General features: G+C 55.4%; 15 protein-coding genes. 13 read left to right on the top strand and 2 right to left on the bottom strand.

The window, feature by feature from the left end; genetic code table 11:
* The first annotated feature begins 45 nt into the window (after positions 1-45).
* The 11 genes from P398_RS0113905 to P398_RS0113850 all read left to right on the top strand — a co-directional run bounded on the left by P398_RS0113905 (position 46) and on the right by P398_RS0113850 (position 12688).
* A complete protein-coding gene (locus P398_RS0113905) occupies positions 46-1035 on the top strand; it encodes a lipoate--protein ligase (protein ID WP_029335807.1) in 990 nt (329 codons plus the stop codon).
* A 156-nt stretch (positions 1036-1191) separates the two neighbouring features.
* On the top strand, positions 1192-1665 hold the full coding sequence (locus P398_RS0113900; protein WP_029335805.1) for a PTS sugar transporter subunit IIA: 474 nt from the start codon (positions 1192-1194) through the stop codon (positions 1663-1665).
* Positions 1666-1766: 101 nt separating this feature from the next.
* Positions 1767-3311: a long-chain-fatty-acid--CoA ligase gene (locus P398_RS0113895; RefSeq protein WP_029335804.1), complete on the top strand. Its 1545-nt coding sequence runs from the start codon at positions 1767-1769 to the stop codon at positions 3309-3311.
* 93 nt (positions 3312-3404) lie between these two features.
* Positions 3405-3707, top strand: a complete 303-nt coding sequence (locus tag P398_RS0113890) for a metal-sensitive transcriptional regulator (protein ID WP_029335802.1) — start codon at positions 3405-3407, stop codon at positions 3705-3707.
* A gap of 12 nt (positions 3708-3719) precedes the next feature.
* Entirely contained in the window at positions 3720-5831 is a 2112-nt protein-coding gene (locus tag P398_RS0113885; protein WP_029335801.1) for a heavy metal translocating P-type ATPase, read from the top strand.
* Positions 5828-6034, top strand: coding sequence for a cation transporter (locus P398_RS0113880; RefSeq protein WP_029335800.1), 207 nt, complete (start codon positions 5828-5830; stop codon positions 6032-6034). The genes P398_RS0113885 and P398_RS0113880 overlap by 4 nt, the downstream gene beginning before the upstream one ends.
* A 328-nt stretch (positions 6035-6362) precedes the next feature.
* Entirely contained in the window at positions 6363-7025 is a 663-nt protein-coding gene (locus P398_RS0113870) for a response regulator transcription factor (protein ID WP_024371811.1), read from the top strand.
* Complete coding sequence (locus P398_RS0113865; RefSeq protein WP_034799253.1) at positions 7022-8395, top strand: HAMP domain-containing sensor histidine kinase; 1374 nt, start codon at positions 7022-7024, stop codon at positions 8393-8395. The genes P398_RS0113870 and P398_RS0113865 overlap by 4 nt, the downstream gene beginning before the upstream one ends.
* A gap of 129 nt (positions 8396-8524) precedes the next feature.
* A complete protein-coding gene (locus P398_RS0113860) occupies positions 8525-8995 on the top strand; it encodes a competence protein ComK (RefSeq protein WP_024371813.1) in 471 nt (156 codons plus the stop codon).
* Positions 8996-9082: 87 nt separating this feature from the next.
* Entirely contained in the window at positions 9083-12151 is a 3069-nt protein-coding gene (locus P398_RS0113855) for an efflux RND transporter permease subunit (RefSeq protein ID WP_029335795.1), read from the top strand.
* Between the two features lie 126 nt (positions 12152-12277).
* Positions 12278-12688: a hypothetical protein gene (locus P398_RS0113850; RefSeq protein ID WP_029335793.1), complete on the top strand. Its 411-nt coding sequence runs from the start codon at positions 12278-12280 to the stop codon at positions 12686-12688.
* Positions 12689-12710: 22 nt separating this feature from the next.
* Here the strand turns inward: P398_RS0113850 and P398_RS0113845 are convergent, their stop codons facing one another.
* Both P398_RS0113845 and P398_RS0113840 read right to left on the bottom strand, forming a co-directional pair.
* Positions 12711-13064, bottom strand: coding sequence for a hypothetical protein (locus P398_RS0113845; protein ID WP_024371816.1), 354 nt, complete (start codon positions 13062-13064; stop codon positions 12711-12713).
* A gap of 54 nt (positions 13065-13118) precedes the next feature.
* Positions 13119-13499, bottom strand: coding sequence for a globin domain-containing protein (locus tag P398_RS0113840; RefSeq protein ID WP_024371817.1), 381 nt, complete (start codon positions 13497-13499; stop codon positions 13119-13121).
* Positions 13500-13657: 158 nt separating this feature from the next.
* Between P398_RS0113840 and addB the strand changes: the two genes are divergently transcribed.
* Positions 13658-17098, top strand: a complete 3441-nt coding sequence (addB, locus tag P398_RS0113835) for a helicase-exonuclease AddAB subunit AddB (protein WP_029335792.1) — start codon at positions 13658-13660, stop codon at positions 17096-17098.
* Positions 17082-20684: a helicase-exonuclease AddAB subunit AddA gene (addA, locus tag P398_RS0113830; protein WP_235263417.1), complete on the top strand. Its 3603-nt coding sequence runs from the start codon at positions 17082-17084 to the stop codon at positions 20682-20684. Before addB ends, addA begins: the two co-directional genes overlap by 17 nt.
* The last annotated feature ends 85 nt before the right edge of the window (positions 20685-20769 follow it).

Genomic DNA, 20769 nt, shown 5'->3' with positions numbered 1-20769 from the left:
CTCGTATAATGGACTTAACGATTAGTCACTAGGAGGACACACACAGTGAAATTCATTTTCAACCCGGATATCCGGGATCCAAAACTCAACTTGGCGGTCGAGGAATACATTCTCAAACATTTGAACGTCGAGCATGAGGATTACTTCTTGTTCTACATTAACGGGCCGTCGATCATCATCGGGAAAAACCAAAACACGTCAGAAGAAGTCAACTTGAAGTATATCGAAGAGAACGGGATCGATGTCGTCCGCCGTCTCTCGGGCGGTGGCGCCGTCTATCACGACGAAGGCAACTTGAACTTCAGCTTCATCACGAAAGATGACGGCAACTCGTTCAACAACTATAAGAAGTTCACGCAACCGATCGTCGACGCACTCAAGCAACTCGGCGTCGAGGCCGAGTTGACGGGACGAAACGACATCCAAGTCGGCGAACGGAAGATCAGTGGCAACGCCCAGTTCACGACGCGCGGCCGCATGTTCAGCCACGGGACGCTCATGTTCAACTCGAACATCGAGGAAGTCGTCAACTCGCTCAACGTCTCGGAAGAGAAGATGCGCTCTAAAGGCATCAAGTCGGTCCGGAGCCGTGTCGCCAACATCACGGAGTTCCTCGAGGAAGAGATGGCGATGGAACGGTTCGTCGAAGCGTTGCTTCACTCAATCTATGACGGTCAAGAACCGGAACGCTATGTGCTTCGTGACGAGGACTGGGAAATCGTCCAAGACATCTCGAGAGAGCGCTACGCGAACTGGGACTGGAACTTTGGGAAGTCTCCGAAGTTTGACGTCGAGTCGAAACGTCGCTTCCCGATCGGCACAATCGATGTCCGGTTGAACGTCAGCAAAGGGACGATCACCGAAGCGAAAATTTTCGGGGACTTCTTTGGGGTCGGTGACATCCATGACGTCGAGCAAGCGCTCGTCGGGACTCGCTTCGAACGCGGGGCGATTCGGGAACAATTATCACACCTTGACGTTAAACACTACTTCGGCAACGTCGAGCTCGAAGAACTCGTCGATCTCATTAGCTGAGGCGGGTCGACAGCCAGGATGGTCTCATCATGAGACCATCCTTTTTTGGCGGTTTCGTGAAACATTTCCTGTGGCGTTGCGACAGTAGTCGAGGAGGCGTATCATAATCAGTGCAAGCGCTTTCATAAACTGAATCGATGTTGAGGAGGAATTAAGATGTGCCGTTTCATCACAGAATGGATGGACACGAACTGGATGTGGGTGACCGATCAGCCGACGTTTGAGCGCGCCGTGCGAGCGATTGGTCTTGAGTTAGAGGGAAGGGGGATCGTCACGGACGCGTTCACCCGAGCCGTCCTCGAGCAAGAACGGACAATCCCGTCCGGTGTGAGCGATGTCGCGGTCCCTGTCGCCGTCATCGACGTCCCGCGGCATGCGGCCCGGCTTGACGGCATCACATTGTTGCATGTGAATCACCCGTTCGATGTGGGAACGATCGCCGGGGAGCCGGTCCGGGCCGAAATGATGTTCATCGTCACGGCGACGACAGATGATCGCAAAGAATCGTACCATAAATTGCTCGATGATTTGCTCATGGATGATGAGGCGCTACAAGCGCTCGTGCACGTACAGAGCCGGAGCGGATTATATCATTTACAGACGATGGATTTGAAAGCGTTTTCTTCCTGAGCCGTTTGATGTACAATAGAATTAACTGAAAAAGAGCGCGGTCGCCGTGCTCTTTTTTACGGCGTAAAAGTGAATCGTCATTCATTAAAAGGGGGATTACTATGGCAAACTTAGTCACGGCGTTACAAGGGGTAGTGGCCGAGCACCGCTCGAAAGCGGCCTACGTGTTCGGGGAAGACACGGTCAGCTACGAGCAGTTTTTCGGGCAAGTGCGGGCGATGGCGTCGACGCTTGAAGCGAAAGGCGTCAACAAAGGGGATCACGTCGCGCTCGTCCTCGGCAACAGCCCGGCATTTCTCATTTCGTACTTCGCGGTGCTCGCGCGAGGTGGGGTCGTCATCCCGATCAACCCTACATACACACCAGACGAGATGGCTTATATTTTGCTCGACGGGGACGTGAAAGCCATCGTCGCCTTGTCACCACTCGTCGCCCAAGCGAAAGGGGCATTGTCACAGCTGCCGCAATTGAAACTCGTCATCTCGGTACCATATGCGGACGTGCCGGTCGAAACAGAAAGTGGCGCCATCGAGTTTTTACCGTTCGCCGACTCGCTTTCGGCGTCTGAAGGGGAGCTCGTCGAAGTCGATGAGGAAGAAGTCGCCGTCATCTTGTACACGAGCGGGACGACCGGAAAACCTAAAGGGGCGCTGCTCACGCACCGCAACTTGTATTCGAACGCACAGTCGATCGGGGAATATCTCGAAATCACGCCGGACGACAAGGCGCTCGCGGCGTTGCCGATGTTCCACGTTTTTTGTTTGACCGTCATCGTCAACGCACCGCTCTTGCGGGGGGCGACGATCGTCATCTTACCGAAGTTCTCGCCGCAGGACGTCTTCGACCTCGTCCCGAAACATCGCGTCAGCATTTTCGCCGGCGTGCCGACGATGTACAATTTCTTGTTGCAGACGGCGATGAAAGTCCCGGCTTATTCGTCCGCACTCAAGCATGTCCGTGTGTTCGTATCTGGCGGAGCGAGTCTCCCGGTGCAACTGCTCGAATCGTTTGAGCAGAAGTTTGAATGTAAAATACTTGAGGGGTACGGGTTGTCAGAAGCCTCGCCGGTCACGTGCTTCAACCCGCTTCACGGGGAACGCAAAGCCGGGTCGATCGGTCCATCGATCGTGCTCGTCGAAAATAAAGTCGTCGATGAGCTCGGGGAAGAAGTGGGTGTCGGCGAGGTCGGTGAACTGATCGTCCGTGGCCCGAACGTCATGAAAGGGTATTATAAGCTCCCGGAAGAGACAGCGATGACGCTCCGGGACGGATGGTTGTATACGGGTGATTTGGCGAAGCGGGACGAGGACGGTTATTTCTACATCGTCGACCGGAAAAAAGATATGGTGATCGTCGGCGGCTACAACGTCTATCCGCGAGAAGTCGAGGAAGTGCTATACCAACACCCGGGTATCGTCGAAGCGGCCGTCATCGGGGTACCTGACGCCGAACAAGGAGAGGCGGTCAAAGCGTACGTCGTCACGCGCGACGATGTGACGACGGATGACATCCGGGCCTTCACGGCGACGAAGCTGGCGAAGTATAAACAACCGACGTACATCGAGTTGATCGATGAACTGCCACGTAACACGACCGGCAAAATTTTACGGACGGTCTTGAAGAGCGAGGCGTTCCAAAAGAGTTGAGTGAGGAGAGCGACACAAAGTTGTCGCTCTTTTTCAATTTAATCGTTTGACACTATTACGGGGTAGGGGTATATTGATGGTGAGGTGATAACCATGGAGGAATACATGCATGAACAACCGCTAGTTCCGCGTGACGATGACGAGCGCGAAGCGCTCAGTAAACGCCTGCGCCGGATTGAAGGACAAGTCCGCGGCATTCAAAAGATGGTCGAGAGTGACCGTTACTGCGTCGATATTTTGACACAGACGTCAGCGATCCAGGCGGCGCTCAAACAAGTCGAACTGCAGCTGCTCGAACGCCATATGCGCAAATGTTTGGTTCATGCGAGCGAGACGGAAGATATGGATCCGTACATTGACGAATTGATGACAATCGTCAGCCGCATTAAAAAGTAAGGAGGTCGAGCGATGAAAACCGTCGAATTGTCGATTCAAGGAATGACATGCGCCGCATGCTCGGCCCGAATCGAGAAAGTGTTGAACAAGATGGATGGTGTCGAAGCGACCGTCAACTTGCCGCTTGAAACGGCAATGATTCGCGTCGACAACGGCATCACTGAAGAAGAACTGATCGCCCGGATCGAGAAGATCGGGTACGGGGCGGAACGGAAAGTAGAATTCGCGCCGAAACACGACTTACGACCGCTTGAACGAAAAGTGCTCATCTCGTCGCTGTTGTCGGCACCGCTGTTACTCGTCATGATCACGCACATTCCAGGGTTCATGTTCCATGCGGATTGGCTTATGAACCCGTGGTGGCAATTTGCGCTCGCGACGCCGGTCCAGTTTTGGATTGGGGCCCAATTTTATCAAGGTGCGTATAAGAGCTTAAAGAGCGGCAGTGCCAACATGGACGTGCTCGTGGCGACCGGGACGTCGGCCGCTTACTTCTATTCGGTGTTCGAGATGCTCGCCCATCCGATGCATCCGGCGCTCTATTTCGAGACGAGTGCGGTCCTCATCACGCTCGTCCTCGTCGGGAAATGGCTGGAGGCACGGGCGAAAGAGAAGACGACCGATGCGCTCAAGTCATTATTGTCACTTCAGGCGAAAGAGGCAATCTTGTTCGTCGATGGTGAAGAACGTTCGGTCGCGGTCGCACTCGTCAACGTCGGCGACGTCCTCGTCGTCCGTCCGGGTGAGAAAGTGCCGGTCGATGGACGCATCATCGAAGGCGAGACGATCGTCGATGAGTCGATGTTGACGGGAGAATCGATTCCTTCTGAAAAAGGCGTCGGTGCCGAAGTCGTCGGCGGGACGATCAACCGTTCGCACCGTGTCTTGATAAAAGCCGAACGGGTCGGCAGTGAAACGATGCTCGCCCAAATCGTGCGTGTCGTCGAACAGGCACAAACGGATAAAGCGCCGATCCAACGCCAAGCCGACCGGATTTCAGGCGTGTTCGTACCGATCGTCGTCGCCATCAGTGCGGTCACGTTCGCTGTGTGGGCGTTCGGACTCGGCAACATGGATATGGCGATCCGGGCTTCGATTGCGGTACTCGTCATCGCCTGTCCATGTGCGCTCGGCTTGGCGACGCCGACCTCGATCATGGTCGGGACCGGCCGCGCCGCCGAGCAAGGTGTCCTCTTTAAAGGCGGTGGCCAACTCGAGTCGTTGAACGGGGCGGACATCATCGTCTTTGACAAGACCGGGACGCTTACAAACGGGACGCCCGAGGTCGTCACGATGTTCGGCGACGAGTCATTTTTACGTAAGGCCGTCATGGCTGAACGCCAGTCGACCCATCCGCTCGCCGAGGCAATCGGGAAGCTCGAAGGGGACGGTCACGTCGAGCAAGTCGAAGAGCTCGCCGGGCGAGGATTGAAAGCCGTCGTCGATGGGAATGAACTTCTTGTCGGGTCCGTGCGAATGATGCGTGAAGCCGGATTCGAGCTGCCGGATTGGGACATGGAAGCGATGACGCCCGTGTACGTGGCGGACGCTTCTGGCATCAAAGCCGTGTTCGGGCTGAAGGACCGCTTGAAAGAAGGCAGTCGGGACGTCGTCCGGCAACTCGCGAAAACACGCCACGTGTATGTTTTGACAGGCGACCGTCAAGAAGTGGCCTTAGACGTCGCCCGAGAGCTCGGCATCCCGGAGGCGAACGTCATCGCGGAAGTATTGCCTGTCGAGAAAGCAGACCATATCGAGGCGCTCAAACAGAAAGGGCGGGTCGCCATGGTCGGTGACGGGATGAACGACGCGCCGGCACTCGCGGTCGCTGATGTCGGCATCGCCTTCGGAAGCGGGACGGATGTGGCGCTCGAGGCGGCCGATGTGACCGTGATGGGTAGAGACGTGATCGGTGTGACGCGTGCGCTCGAGATGAGCCGTCTGACGATGAAAAACATTCGCCAAAACCTGTTCTGGGCACTCGCCTACAATAGTCTCGGTATCCCGGTCGCAGCCGCCGGATTGCTCGCACCGTGGATTGCCGGGGCGGCGATGGCGTTCAGTTCGGTGTCAGTCGTCTTGAACGCGTTGCGATTAAAAACTCAAGGAGGAACGAACTCATGAATGAGACAGTATTGAAAGTAGAAGGAATGACTTGTAATCATTGCAAGGCGGCGGTCGAAGGGGCTTTGACCGAGCTCGAAGGCGTCGAATCAGCCATCGTGTCGCTGCAAGACCATCGTGTTGATGTGATCCACAACGACAAAGTATTGTTGAAAACGCTGATTGAAGCGATTGAAGAACAAGGTTACGACGTAAACGCATAATCCGTTCTCCCGCCTAGTTGGCGGGAGTTTTTTTGCATTGGGCAAGATGAGCGAAATGTGCTATATTAAAGGTGATAATGAGAATCGGTATCAATGGGAAGGTGGATGGTGATGGAACTCGTCATGATTAGCGGTGTGGTGGCGCTCCTGAGCGGGGGCACGGCTTTCCTTGCCCAAAAGTTGCGGGAACAGACGTCCCGATAGAGAGGGGGGACCCTCTTTTTTTGTGTGCTTGTCGCACATTCGACCGTCATTTTGCGGTGATATTCCCATCATTCACCCATAAATATTTGATATGATATGTAAAAACGTTGCAGGAGTGAATCGGATGTACACAATCTACTTAGTCGACGATGAAATCAACTTGAATAAAATGCTCGTCACATATTTAGAACAAGAAGGGTACCGGGTCCGCTCGTTCTCCGACGGTGTCTCGGCACAGGCCGCGATTAAGGATGAACCCGATCTATGGGTGCTCGACATCATGCTGCCGGACCTTGACGGCTTCCAACTATTGAAACAAATCAAGGCGACAAACGCCAACACGCCGACGATTTTCATTTCGGCACGCGATGAGGATATCGATAAAATCATCGGTCTCGAGATGGGGTCCGATGACTATATCGCCAAGCCGTTTTTACCGCGCGAACTCGTCATCCGGGTGAAGAAGTTGATCGACCGCGTGTACGGGTCGAAGTCGAACGAACATATCGACTACGGAGAGTATACGATTTATCCGGACAAGCGTCTCATCAAGCATGAAGACGAAGAAATCGATTTGACGTCGAAAGAGTTCGACTTGTTGCTCCTCTTTCTAGAACACCCGGGTTCGGCGTTATCGCGGGAACAGATTCTAGAAGGCGTTTGGGGACACGACTACTTCGGCTCCGACCGTGTCGTCGATGACTTGGTCCGCCGGCTCCGGAAAAAATTGCATCGTCTTGAACTCGAGACGCTCTACGGCGTCGGCTACCGCCTCGTCAAACCATGATGTTCGAGCAGCTCAAGCCGAAGCGGCTCATGTGGAAGATATGGGTGCTCATCCTGTTGATCATCGTCACGCTCGCGTTGATGATCCTGCTCACGGTCCGGTCGTCGATTGCCCAGTTCATCGATGAGCAAGTGTATGAGACGTTGCAAGACGTTGATTATTACCTTGGAAATACGAACGAGCTCGAGAACATTCCGCGTAATCCGATCGAGTATGACCGCAGGCAACAAGAGTCGCGTTCCGTCAACCAGCTCATCTTCTTGCCGAACGGACGCATCATTTACGGGTCGGCCCCGCTCGAACTGACGAACCGGATGTACCGCGAAGCGATCGAACAGACGGGGGAGATCGAGAAATACCAGACGACGATCGATGGAGAAGACGTCTATTACATCATCCGTCAAAATGAGTATGATGGGACGACCATCTACCAGGCATCGTACGCATGGGATGCTTATCGCCGAGAGCTTGTCTCGACGCTCTTTTGGCGCATCTCGATCTTGATCGGTGTGATCAGCTTGCTCTCGCTAATCCCAGCGTTGTGGATGTCACGAGAGTTGACGAAACCGATCGTCGAGATGGAACGGGCTGTTGAAAAAATCTCGAACCGTCAATGGGAGACGGTGTTGCCGCTCGCGCGCGAAGATGAACTCGGGCAGTTGGCCCGGTCGATCGATGCGATGCGACAAGAGTTGCAAGAGCAGGACTTGGCACAACAGGCGTTGCTCCAAAACATCTCGCACGACTTGAAGACTCCGATCATGGTCATCCGTGGTTATGCCCAGTCCATCGGAGACGGGATTTATCCGACCGGTGACTTGAAAGGATCGGCTGAAGTCATCGACGAAGAGGCATCCCGTCTCGAGAAAAAGGTCGTCGACTTGCTGTACGTCACAAAACTCGAGTACTTCAAAGGCCAGGAGATGCGGCTTGAGACGATCAACGTTGATAAGTTGATGGAACTGCTCGTCGCCCGCTTCAAGCTGCGCGGTGACCTGGACTGGACTATCACCGGTCACGCCGGCGAGATGTTAGGGGACGGCGAACAGATCCGTGTCGCCTTTGAGAACGTGCTCGACAACGCGCTCCGTTACGCCGAGTCGACGATCCAAATCGAACTCGCGCGGACGGGCGGGGAAATCAGCGTCACGATCAAAAACGACGGTCCGCCTGTCGACGAAAACCTTGATTTGTTCCATCAGTTCTCCCGAGGGAAACAAGGGAAGTTTGGTCTCGGACTGTTCATCGTCCAACGCATCGTGACGCTCCATCAAGGAGAGGTCACGCTAGGAAATACTTCGAACGGAGTTGCTGTCCGATTCCGCTTCCCGCAGCTGAAACCAATCCAAAATTCAAATTCAGATGCTTGATTTTTCAAAAACCAGCCGATGTCGGCTGGTTTTTTAGTTGGGCAATGTGAAAACACGATTTGCTGCTTCGATGAAGAACTTGGTATGACTAACGTGTAAGTCACATTAAACGGTATGGAGGATGAACAGATGACGCAGTTGACGAATGACACTAGAGCTTTGCTTCCGGTATTTAACGAGTATGGGGAGGCCGAGACGCTCGTCTATCAGCCAGACGGGGTACATCGGCTGAAAGGTTCACCGATGCATTTGCTCGAGACGGCCTGTCTCTATTATGGGTCGAGCATACAAGGACGAATCGAGGCGGCGCGATACGTGCTCGGTCCGCATCGCAAGACGCCGGTCGTCATGGACTGGCACGCGGATGCCGTCTTTTTCCCGACCATCGCCAAGGAAAGTCCAGATTGTGCGTGGATCAATTTCCAGCACGTCACCGATATTAAACGTTGTCAGGACGGGACGCGCATCCAATTCTTGACCGGCGAATCCGTCGAAGTGAACGTGTCGGACCATACCGTCTCGCGTCAAAAACAGCGCTCGATTGAAATCTCCTATGCGTTCCAAAAACGAATTCACAACAGCACATTCAGCCGCACGTAAAGATTGAAATCAAATGTGAACCCCTCTATGATGAAGAAGAATAGTTCATATGTGTATTTGCACATTATCTGAAAGCGAGGGGTCCATATGTTTTTTCAACAAATGATTGAGCGAGGAAAACTCGTCATCGTGTTTTTACTCGTCGCAATCATCGTCGGCGTGCTCACGTTCTTCCAATTGCCGAAGCGTGAAATCCCAGAAACGAGCATCAACATCGTGCTCGTCCAGACGCCATATCCAGGGGCGACTGCTGAGGCGGTCGAACGAAACGTCACGAGCGTGCTCGAGGACGAATTAAGGAGCATCGAAGGGGTGGAGAACGTCACATCACTTTCGGCGTCCGAGTTCTCGAACATCACGGTCGAATATGAGGACGGCGTGAACAAATCCGAACTCCAGGCGAACGTGCGCCAAGCCGTGTCGGATGCACAGTCGCGTCTGCCGGAAGAGGCACTCGCGCCGACTGTCAACGATTCCGTTGGTCAACTCCCAGTCGCGTCTTACTTGTTGACGGCGGATGACCGCGAATCGCTTGAGACGATTCGAGGAAACGTCGAACAGTTAGAAGAACGCCTGTTACGTACGACCGGTGTGACGGGCGTGACGATCAAAGGGCTTCCGGAAACAGAGTTTGTCGTCTCACTCGACTCGGAAGCGCTTGGGGAACGTCAGCTCGCCTTCCCGGACGTGTTGACGGCCATCAATGAAGAATACAAGACGACGCCACTCGGCCGTCAATCGACGGAAGATGGCATCTATCAGCTTGCGATCGATAGCCTGACGAATGTCAATGACATGGACCAAGTCGTCGTCGGATCGTTCGAAGGAGAGCCGGTGTTGCTCGCAGACGTCGGTACGGTCGAGGAAGCGCCGAAAGCGGTGACCGATCTCGTCTCGCTCGACGGAAAGCCGGCCGTCTCGTTCACGGTGACGATTGAGCCGGGCCAAGACATCCCGACGCTTCAGGAACGGGTCGACGCAGTCGTCGCCTCGGAAGTCGGGGACCTCGACAGCGTCGAGCTCGTCACCTATTCTGACCAGGCGAAAGCGGTCGATGCGATCTTCTCCTCGCTCACACGCGAATTTTTGATTGCGATGATCGCGGTCATTGTCGTGACGACGATTGGCTTGACGTTTACGGGATCCCTTATCGTCAGTTTGGCGATCCCGCTCTCGTTCTTGCTCGCTTTGATCCCGCTTCGCTTCACCGGGGTCGATTTGAACCAAATCTCAATCATCGGCGCGATCATCGCGCTCGGGATTCTCGTCGATGACGCCATCGTCGTCAACGACAATATTTTGCGCCGCTACCGGAAAGGGGACTCGGCGATGCTCGGGGCCGTTCGCGGAACGAAGGAAGTGTGGGGGTCGATCGTCACGTCGACGCTCGCCGTCGTCTTCGCTTTCTTACCGCTCACCTTGCTTTCAGGAGCGAACGGGAACTTCATCCGGGCCCTTCCGACCGTGCTCGCCTTGTCGGTGCTCGCGTCGATGGTCATCAGTTTGACGCTCGTCCCGATCGCGCAATATTGGTTGAACCGGAAGCAAGTCCGCGTCTCGAAACGCGAGCCGGGATGGCTCGGCGGACCGCTCAATCGGTTGAGTAACTTCTATGCGGACAAATTGCTCCCTGTCGTCGCGAAACGGCCATGGACGTTTGGCCTCGTCGGATTCGTCATCACGACGGCACTCTACGGTCTCATCTTATTGACGCCGTTCGAGTTCTTCCCGGCGGCGAACCGGCCGGAAGTCGTGACGAGCGTCACGTTCCCGGTCCAGACGAACCTTGAAGAGACGGAACGCCGCTTGCAACAGATGGAAGCCGAATTCCAAGACGTAGACGGTGTCGTCGAGACGTCCGTCTTCGCTGGTGGCGGGCTACCGAGCCTGTTCACGGGCGGGCTTGACCAGTCAGGGGAAAACACAGGACAAATCGTCGTCCGCGTCGATAATGACCGAATCGACGCGATTCAACTGATCGACCGTTACACGACCCAACTGCGTGAAAATTATCCCGATGCGGAAATTTTCTTAGAAACGCAGCAACAAGGACCGCCGGCTTCGGCTCCGGTCGAGTTCACGATGCGCGGGGAGACGATCGACCAGCTCGTTGACGCCCGGGACACGGTGAAAGCCGAGCTCGAGGCGATTGACGGTGCCCTCGTTCTCGACGACATTAAAGAGCCGTTCCAGACGCTCACGTATGAACTCGACCGTGAAGCGATGGCGTCGGCCGGTGTGACGGCGAAGACGATCAGCGATCAGATTCGTCTCGTCTCGGACGGTGTCCCGATCGGTACGTTCGATGATGGAATCGAGCAACGGGACGTTAAAATCGTCATCGATGCCGAAGCCAATCGTGAGGCGCTCGCGCTAGACGACATTCTCGTTCCGGTCGAGGCAGAGACAGGTCCCCCGGTCGCTCCGCTCAGTACGTTCGTCACGGAGACGACGACCGAGCAAATTCAACAAATCCCACGGGAGAACGGAGAGCGGACGGTCACGCTTCGCATCTATCCGACCGAAGGGATGGACGAGGAAGCGTTCAAGTCGGACGTCGACCGCGTGCTAGAAGACGCACAGGCCGGCTTGACTGACGATGGGATCTCATTCGCCCAGACCGGGTCGAGTGATACACAAAACGAGTTCTTCCTTGAACTCGCGACGCTGTTCGTCGTCGTCTTGTTCTTGATCTTCTTGATTATCGCGTTCCAGTTCAACTCGTTGTCCTTGCCGCTACTCGTCTTGTTCACGATTTACTTGGCCATCGCCGGTGCGGTCGTCGGTCTGTTCGTGACGCAGACACCGTTTAGTTTCATGGCCTCGATGGGGATGGTCTCGCTCGCCGGGATCGTCGTTCGGAATGCGGTCGTCTTGTTTGAATTCATCGAGCAGGGCATTCGCCAAGGGATGGCGGTCACGACGGCCGTGTATGAGGCGGGCCGTGCCCGGATCCGTCCGATCTTGCTGACGGCACTCACGGCGGTCGTCGCCTTGTTGCCGGTCGCCCTCGGCAGTGACCCGCTCTTTAAGCCGCTCGCGATTGGAATCGTCTCCGGGATCATGTTCTCGACGATTCTGACACTCGTCCTCGTGCCGGCGTACTACTTGATTTTGGCGAAACGTCGCCACCGTGACAAACCGTTCACGGAATGACTTGAGACCGGCCGTCGTGCCGGTCTTTTGTCTGTCTTCTTGCTTCGGTAACGGGAGAGATGTTTTTTTGAGATGCTCTATGGGTATAATAAGAGAAGGACTTCACAATATTGGAGGGAATCAACGATGAATGATTCATACACATGGTTAAATCGCCGGACGATTCGCCCGGCTTATAGTGCGACAGGGGGACGGGCATGGACGAGTGAACGTGTCGTCCGTCCGGATGCCGCTCGAGGCAAGACGGTGCGTGGTGTGAAACGGGTTCGCCGTCCATATACGGATGAGCATGGCAACCGTCGCTATACGACGGGACGAGTCGTCATCACCGATGCGGCCCGCAAAGCACGGGCACACGGTCACGGGGAGGCGGCCGTACATCTCGAACTGTCGGTGCCGACGCCGTATGAGCGGGTGAGAGAGATGATTCCGACGAAGAAAGTGCTCGTTCCGGTCATGGCCGGCATTGCGGTCGCCGGAGGCATCGCCGGTGCGATTTATGCGCTCCGTAAGAAAAAACAAAACAAGAAAAAATAAAAAATCGCCCGCGGGCGATTTTTTATTTGAGTCGGTCGGCGAGGATGCGGTTCAGTTCACGTTCACCGAGTTCGCGCATCTCGTCTTCGTTTTCTTCATCGTATGCGTCGTCCGTGAAACGGCCGACGAATTCGACTTTTCCGTTCCCGAGTTCGCGGAAGACGAGGTTTTTACGGTCGTTATAAAAGACGACCCGATACTCCCGTCCGTTCTCATGCATATAGTTGAACACACCTTTAATGTGGTCCATGTTCTTTTCTTCGGGTTGATCCTCTTCTTCGTCCTCATCGAGTGCATCGGCGAGGACAGCCGTAGGCTCGACTTCTTCCGTTTCTTCCTCAGAGGAAACGGCTTCTTTCTTCTCTTCTTCTGTCATGACAACGACCTCCTTTACTTACTTTCTTATCATACCCGCTTTTTGAAAGGCTGACTACTCAAAATGGTGCGAGCAGACACGGACGACGTTCGACGACGACATGATCAATCGATGGAACAACTGGCGTTTGACCGCTTCCGGCGCATCGACCGTCTTCAGTGCTTGCTCCATGCAACCGAGCCAGTGCCCGGCGTGTGTCTCAGAAATCGGATGGTCCCGATGGATCATCGCCAAGTTGCCGCCACCACGACGATCCGTATACAGCTTCGGTCCTCCGAGCAGCTGTGTCAAAAATTCAAACTGATGTTGTTTTACCCGCTCTTTGTCATCTGGAAACAGCGGCAATAATACTGGATCGGCATAGACGAGATCGTAAAACGCCTCCACGAGTTGCGAGACGCCGCGTTCGCCGCCGAATTGTTCGTATGCACTCATTGCTCATCCCCCTCATACGTCTAGTCTAATCGAAACAAGCGCCAAATGGGACTGAGAAGGGTTGGGTATTTTTCTTCCAAGGTTGAGAGGAGGTTTCCCTCTACAAACGGATGTGGATGCGTCATAATAAAGAAAAAAGGGAAGGGGTGTTCGCCTAAATGACGGTCACTTTTCACGTCGGACGTTCGGGCAGCGGCAAGAGCGAATGGATGATTGGGCGCATCATCGAAGAGCTGAAGCGCGACCCGAGCGGACCGACCATCTATTTGTTGGTCCCGGATCAAATGTCGTTTGAGATGGAACGGAAGATGGCGATGACCGACGGCTTGACCGGGTCGACCCGGGTGCAAGTACTGTCGATGCGTCGTCTCGCCTTTTTAATGATGCGCGATCACGGCATCTCGACCGAGCAATTTTTAGACCAGACGGGGACGCACCTGTTGTTGCGCCGTGTCGTCGAGATGAACGAGGAACGGCTGACGCTGTTCCGCCGGACGATGAACCAATATGGCTTTTATGAAGAGTTGAATGATTTGATCACGCTGTTGAAGCGGGGGCTAGTCGACCCGGAACAGTTGCTTCGGCTGAGCGAGCAAGACAAGCACCGCGCGTTGAAGCTTCAAGACTTATCGATCCTGTACGAAGGCTTCTTGTCGATGACAGCCGGCAAGGCACTCCACGCCGAAGACTACTTCAATGTCATGCTCGGGCTGTTGCCCGAAGTCGACCTTGCGGGCACCGAGTTTTACGTCGACGGGTTCAACGAGTTTTCCGAGCAAGAGCTCGCCGTTCTCACTGCCTTGGCGGAAAAAGCGCCGCTCTCCGTGTTGTTGACGATCGACCCGGAATCCCTCTATCGCCCACATCCGCTCTTTGGACCGACGCAGCGAACGATCATGCGGTTCAAAGAGCTGCTCGCCGAACGGCAAATCCGTGCGACCGATGTGCCACACGAAGGGGTGCGACGGTTCACCCACCCGAGCCTCGCTTACCTCGAGGCGACGTTCGGTCACGTGACGGCAGCACCGTACACACGAGAAGAAAACCATGTCACACTTGAAGCGGCTGTCGATCGGTCCGTCGAAGTCGAGGCGGCGGTACGAGAAGTGATGCGGCTCGTCCGGGAAGAGAACTTCCGGTATCGGGACATCGCGTTCGTGTCGCGTTCACTCGAAGAATACGGCGACTTGGCCTCACAGGCACTCCAGAAGGCGGCGTTGCCGTTCTTCCTGGACGAACGGCAGCCGATGCTCGATCATCCTGTCGTCGAACTACTGAAAGCGGCGATCGAGGTCGCTTTGCGTGGATACCGGGAAGAACCGGTGTTTCGGGCGCTTAAAACCGAGCTCATCTTGCTCGACGCCGAGCATCGACGTACGTCCGTCGATCGGCTCGAGGCGTTCGTCATCGAACGTGGCATCAAACATTACCATTGGCATGACGAATGGCAACTGAAACGGCGCGCCGAGGACGAGGCGAAACTGACAGGGGAGGAACTCGACCTCGAGGCGTCGCTCAATCGCTATCGCCAGACCGTCGTCGAGACGTTCGACCCGCTGCTTGCCGACTTGAAAGCGGCGAAGACGATGCAAGCGTACACGCACGCGATCTATCACTTCCTAGAGCGGATCGAGGTCGCTTCCTGCTTGGCGTATTGGCGGGAAGAGGCGCTCGAGGAGGCAAGGTTGATCGAGGCGCGTGAACATACGCAAGTGTGGGATGCCGTGCTCCACCTACTCGAACAACTTGAGGCGGCAGCACCAGACGAGACGCTATCGACCGAGCTGTTCCTTCAAATGATGGACACGGGGCTCGACAGTCTTCGCTACGCGCTCGTCCCGCCTTCCCTCGATCAGTTGACGGTCACCGACTACGTGCGGGGACGCTTGATCGATAATAAAGTCGTATTCTTGCTTGGCGCCAACGAAGACCAAATCCCGCTCGTCGCGACGCAGTCGAAGCTGTTGACTGATCACGATCTCGACTTTATGCACGAGAACGGGGTCCGGGCCGGCAAGGCGACGGAACATTTGTTTGATGATGAGACGTACTACCTATATAAAGCATTGACAGCACCGAGCCATCGGTTGTATGTGAGCTATGCCTTGGTCGACCGGAGCGGGAAGGCGATTCAGCCAGCCGGTTTCGTCGCCGACTTGAAAGCGAAGCTCTTGAACGGGAAGCCGGTCAAGACGAATTTCGCGGAAGCGGGTGAGCATCGACCGGCTGAACAGCTCCGATTCATCACGAACGTCAACCAGACGGCGGCGGTGACAGCGCTCGAGCTCCAACGGTTGAGCCGACATTATCCGATTCAAGACACATGGTTTGCCGTCTATAACGAACTGTTGCGGCATCCTGAAGGCCGTGAACGGATTCGTCTGCTGACGAGCGCCTTGTTTTATCAGAACGTGCCCGATCCGCTATCGAAAGACGTCGCGAAATCGCTCTACACGAACTCGATTCGGGCGAGCGTCTCGCGCCTGGAGACGTTCCAGGCCTGTCCGTTCCGTCACTTCGCCAGCTACGGCTTGCGCTTGAAGGAACGCCGTCTGTACCGGTTAGAGGCGCCGGATATCGGTAACTTGTATCACCGGACGATCGAACACATGTCTCAGACGGTGAAGATGGACGGAAAAGAATGGCGTGACGTCAGCCGGGACGAATGTGCATCGCTCGCTGAGTCAGCCGTCGAGCTTGTCACGCCAGAAATCCAACATGCGATCTTGATGAGTTCAAACCGTTACGGCTACTTGAAGAAAAAACTGACGGACGTCGTCAGCAAGACGGCGGAAGTGTTGATTGAACAGTCGAAGCGGGACGGGTTCGATCCCGTAGCGTTCGAGCTCGCGTTTGGCAGCGGCAATTTCCCGCCGGTCTCGTTCACCCTCAGCAACGGGGCGACGTGCGAACTCGTCGGCCGGATTGACCGGGTCGACACGGCACAGGTCCACGACCAGCTTTACGTCCGCATCGTCGATTACAAGTCGAGCAAGCGTGATATCGACTTCGCTGAAATATATTATGGGCTGGCGATGCAGATGCTCATCTATTTGAAAGTGTTGATCGAGCAGGCAGACGCTTGGACGCAAGAGAACGTCGCTCCGGCGGCGGCTCTTTATTTCCACGTCCACCGCCCGCTCGTCACCCCGGCTGAAACAGACGCGGATACGAAGCGGAAAGTGCTCGAGTCGTATCAGATGCAAGGACTGCTCGTCGATGACCCGGAAGTGCTCGACGTCATGGACCGAACGGCGAAGGGCGACACGAAAAAGTCGATCGTCATCCCGGTCAAATACAAAAAAGACGGGACAATCGATTCGAATACGGCGAAAAAAGTTGTCACCCCGCCGCAGCTCGAGCAACTGATGGACCATGCGATCGACGTCGCCGAAACGAGTGCCGAGGCGATGTACGACGGCGCGATCGGTGTCGAACCATATGAGTACAAAGAGCGCCGGCCGTGTCAAACGTGCCCGTACCAAAGTGTATGTCACTTCGACGAGGCGCTCGCCAATGCGCCGCGACAATTGAAGAAACTAGAGAAAGATGACGTCTTGTCAAGATTAGGAGGGGATGCGGATGAAGTGGACGAATGATCAACAAGCCGCCATCGATGCGAGAGGTTCACACGTGCTCGTCTCGGCGGCCGCCGGTTCAGGGAAGACGGCGGTTCTCGTCGAACGACTCGCCAGCCGTTTGCTCGACGAGAACGATGACTTGACGGCGGATCGGATGCTCGTCGTCACGTTTACGAACGCGGCGGCGGCCGAAATGAAGCGCCGTATCGCCAAAGCGCTCGACGGGGCACTTCGAGACGACCCGGATAACGACTACATCCGACGGCAACGTCAAATGCTCAACCGGGCGCTCATCACGACGATCCACTCGTTCTGTCTAGAGGTGATCCGCGAGAACTACTACTTGCTCGACCTTGACCCGGCGTTCAAAATCGCCGAGGAGCGCGATTTAGTGTTGCTTCAAGACGATGTCCTCGAAGAAGTGCTCGAAGACGAGTATGGGAAGCAAGATCGTGCCTTTTTCGCCCTCGTCGACGCGTACACGTCAGATCGGGGCGACAGTGAGATCGAAGAACTTATCCTCGGGCTGTATCATTACGCCCGGACGCTCCCGGACCCGGAAGCGTATTTAGATGAATTGACCGCCCTTTATCGTTTTGAAGGGGATCCGGACGAGGAACCGCTCTTAATCGAATTCGGTCGTATCTTGTTCACCGATATCGAGCGGGCGCTCCGGCAGTTACGCCGCGTCGGCATCGAGCTACGGCTCGCCGGGTACGAAGCGCAAGCTGAGAACGTCTTGACCGCCATCGCCCCGTTCGATCAGGTCGAGGCCGAGTCGCTCACGTGGAGCGAACTCGAGACGGCCGCCCGTGCCGTCAAATTCGGGTCGATGAAACCTGTCAAACGGCAAGACGAACATCACATTTACCATACGGTGTTGAAGCCGGCTTACGACCAAGCCAAGAAAAAATTTAGCGACGCCCTCGGACAGGCGAGCGTGAGCGGGGCCGACCATCTCGAGGCGCTCGTGTCACAGCGTCCGCTCGTCGAGACGCTCGTCCGGACGGTCCGGACGTTCGCGACTGCATACGAACAGGCGAAACGGGACCGGGCGTTCGTCGACTTCAGTGATCTGGAGCATTACGCCCTGGCCATTTTGCGGGAAGGCGAGGCACCCTCGGCGGTCGCGTCGCTTTATAAGCAACGGTTCGCCGAAGTGCTCGTCGATGAATATCAAGATACGAACGAGATTCAAGAGACGATCATCGGTCTCGTCAGCAATGAAGCCGAACATAGCGGTAACTTGTTCATGGTCGGTGACATCAAGCAATCGATCTACCGGTTCCGACACGCGGAACCGCGTCTGTTCATCGACAAAGCGACACGTTTCAAACAACCCGATTCCGGTCAGCGCATCGATTTGTCGCAGAATTTCCGGAGCCGGGCCGAGGTGCTCCACGGCATCAACGACTTGTTCGTCCAACTGATGGATGAGGAGGTCGGTGAAATCGAATACGATGAGGCGGCTCGTCTCGTCCCCGGGCGTGAATATGAAGCGCTCGAAGCGAACCCGGAACTCATCCTCGTCAACGGTCAGAGCCGTGACTTATCCAAACAAGAACTTGAAGGGCGCGCCATCGCGACGAGGATTTTAGAACTCGTTTCCGGAGAGGAGCCGTTCAAAGTGACGGATGACGAGACGGGGATGCTCCGGTCTTGCGAATACCGGGATATCGTCATTTTGGTCCGCTCGAAGAAGGAACGGGTCGAGCAACTGATGGACATCTTGACACAATACAACATCCCGGCCTATACCGATTCTGACGGCGGCTATTTCCAAGCGACTGAGATTCGGATGATGCTGGCCGTCCTCAAGCTGATCGATAATCCGCTGCAAGATATCCCGCTCGCCGGGGCGCTCCGCTCCCCGATGTTCGGCTTCACGGATGAAGACTTGGCCAAAATCCGACTCGAGTCGGAAGATTCGTTCTTTGACGCCCTTAAGATGAAAGCGGACGAAGAAGATGATCTCGGTTTAAAATGCGGCACCGTTCTCGATCAGCTGTCGGCGTGGCGTACGTTCGCCCGAAACCACAGCTTATCGGAACTGATTCAGCAAGTGTTCAACGACACCGGCTTTTATGATTTTGCCGGGGGTCTTCCGGGCGGGAAAGGACGTCAAGAAAACTTGAAGGCGCTCTACGACCGCGCCTTGTCCTATGAACGGAGCGGCTATCGCGGATTGTATCGCTTCCTGCGGGTGATGGACCGGTTACAAGACAACGGTGAGGATCTATCGGAAGCCCGTTCGCTCGGGGAAGAAGAGAACGTCGTCCGGATCATGACGGTGCATAAATCAAAAGGACTCGAGTTCCCGGTGACGATCGTCGCCCAGCTCGGGAAACAGTTCAACAAACGCGATCAAATGCAACGGGTCATCTTCCATAAACAATACGGCATCTCACTCGACGCGATTGACGTCGTCACGCGGACACGCACCGAGACGTTCGTCAAGGAGATGATTCGCCGCGACCTCGATCGGACGATGAAAGCCGAGGAGATGCGTGTCTTGTACGTCGCTTTGACGAGGGCGAAAGAAAAATTGATCTTGGTCGGCACCGTAGCCGATCCGGCGAAACAAGTAAACGATTGGCTCCATGTCGAACAGACCGGTGCGACACTTGCGGCCGACGCACGGCGTGAGGCGAAGACGTATCTTGACTGGGTCGCCCCGGCGCTCTTGAAATTAGAAGGGTCGGCGCCGTTCCTCGAACAGTTCGGATTGCCGGCCTTGTCGGGGACACCGGAAGCGGCGAGATGGACGTATCGGGTCATCGGGGAAGAGGACCTGGCCGAAGTCGCGACACTGCAAGAGATGATGGCCCAGCTCCATCACGTCAAGCATTTCGAGGCGATCGACTTCCCGGTCAAACGAGAAGCAGCAGTGACCGAGACGGTCCGCCGTGCGTTCGACTACATTTACCCGGCCCAAGTGGCGACAGAGACGGCAGCGAAGCAGACGGTCACAGAATTGAAGCGGGCGTTGCAACTTGAACAAGCGGCGTTTGAAGAGACGTTCCGGCCGACCGATACACCGTATCGGGAGCCGAAATGGAAACAGACGCGACAGACCGGTGCCGAACGCGGGACGACGTTGCACCTGTTGTTCCAATTGATCGACCCGAACGAGCCGATCGCACCGCAAATCGACCGCTTCGAGAATCACAATATGTTGAGCCCGGTCGAAGCAGAGACGGCACGACTCGCCATCCCGGATCTAGAAACGTTCTTTGACGCTCCGGTCGGGCAAGCCTTGGCAGAGGCGCTTCGGGCAGGTCGCGCATGGCGTGAGTTGCCGTTCACGTACACGGTACCGGCCGAGCGCGTCAACCCGAACGAGACGTTCACGGACGAGCGCGTGCTCATCCAAGGGATCATCGATTGTCTGTACGATAACGGAGAGATGTACGTCTTGCTTGACTACAAATCGGATTCGGTATTATCAATGAGCGCGTCCCGCGAAGCGGCGGCTCACATGCTCGTCGACCGGTATGCGGTCCAGTTGTCGCTGTACCGTGAGGCGATCGAGTCGATTTGGGGCATCACGGTCGGCCAGACGCTCATTTACTCGTTAGACTTACAAGATGTTGTTGTACTATAATGTAGACGTAGTACGTTGGAAGGTGTACGGTTATAAACCGTACGCCTTTTGTTTTGTGATTATGAAATAAATCCGTTAAAATAAT

This window comes from Exiguobacterium aurantiacum DSM 6208 (assembly GCF_000702585.1).
GTDB lineage: Bacteria > Bacillota > Bacilli > Exiguobacteriales > Exiguobacteriaceae > Exiguobacterium > Exiguobacterium aurantiacum.
Note: the sequence above shows the minus strand (reverse complement) of the source record. Positions and strands in the feature narration are given on the sequence as shown.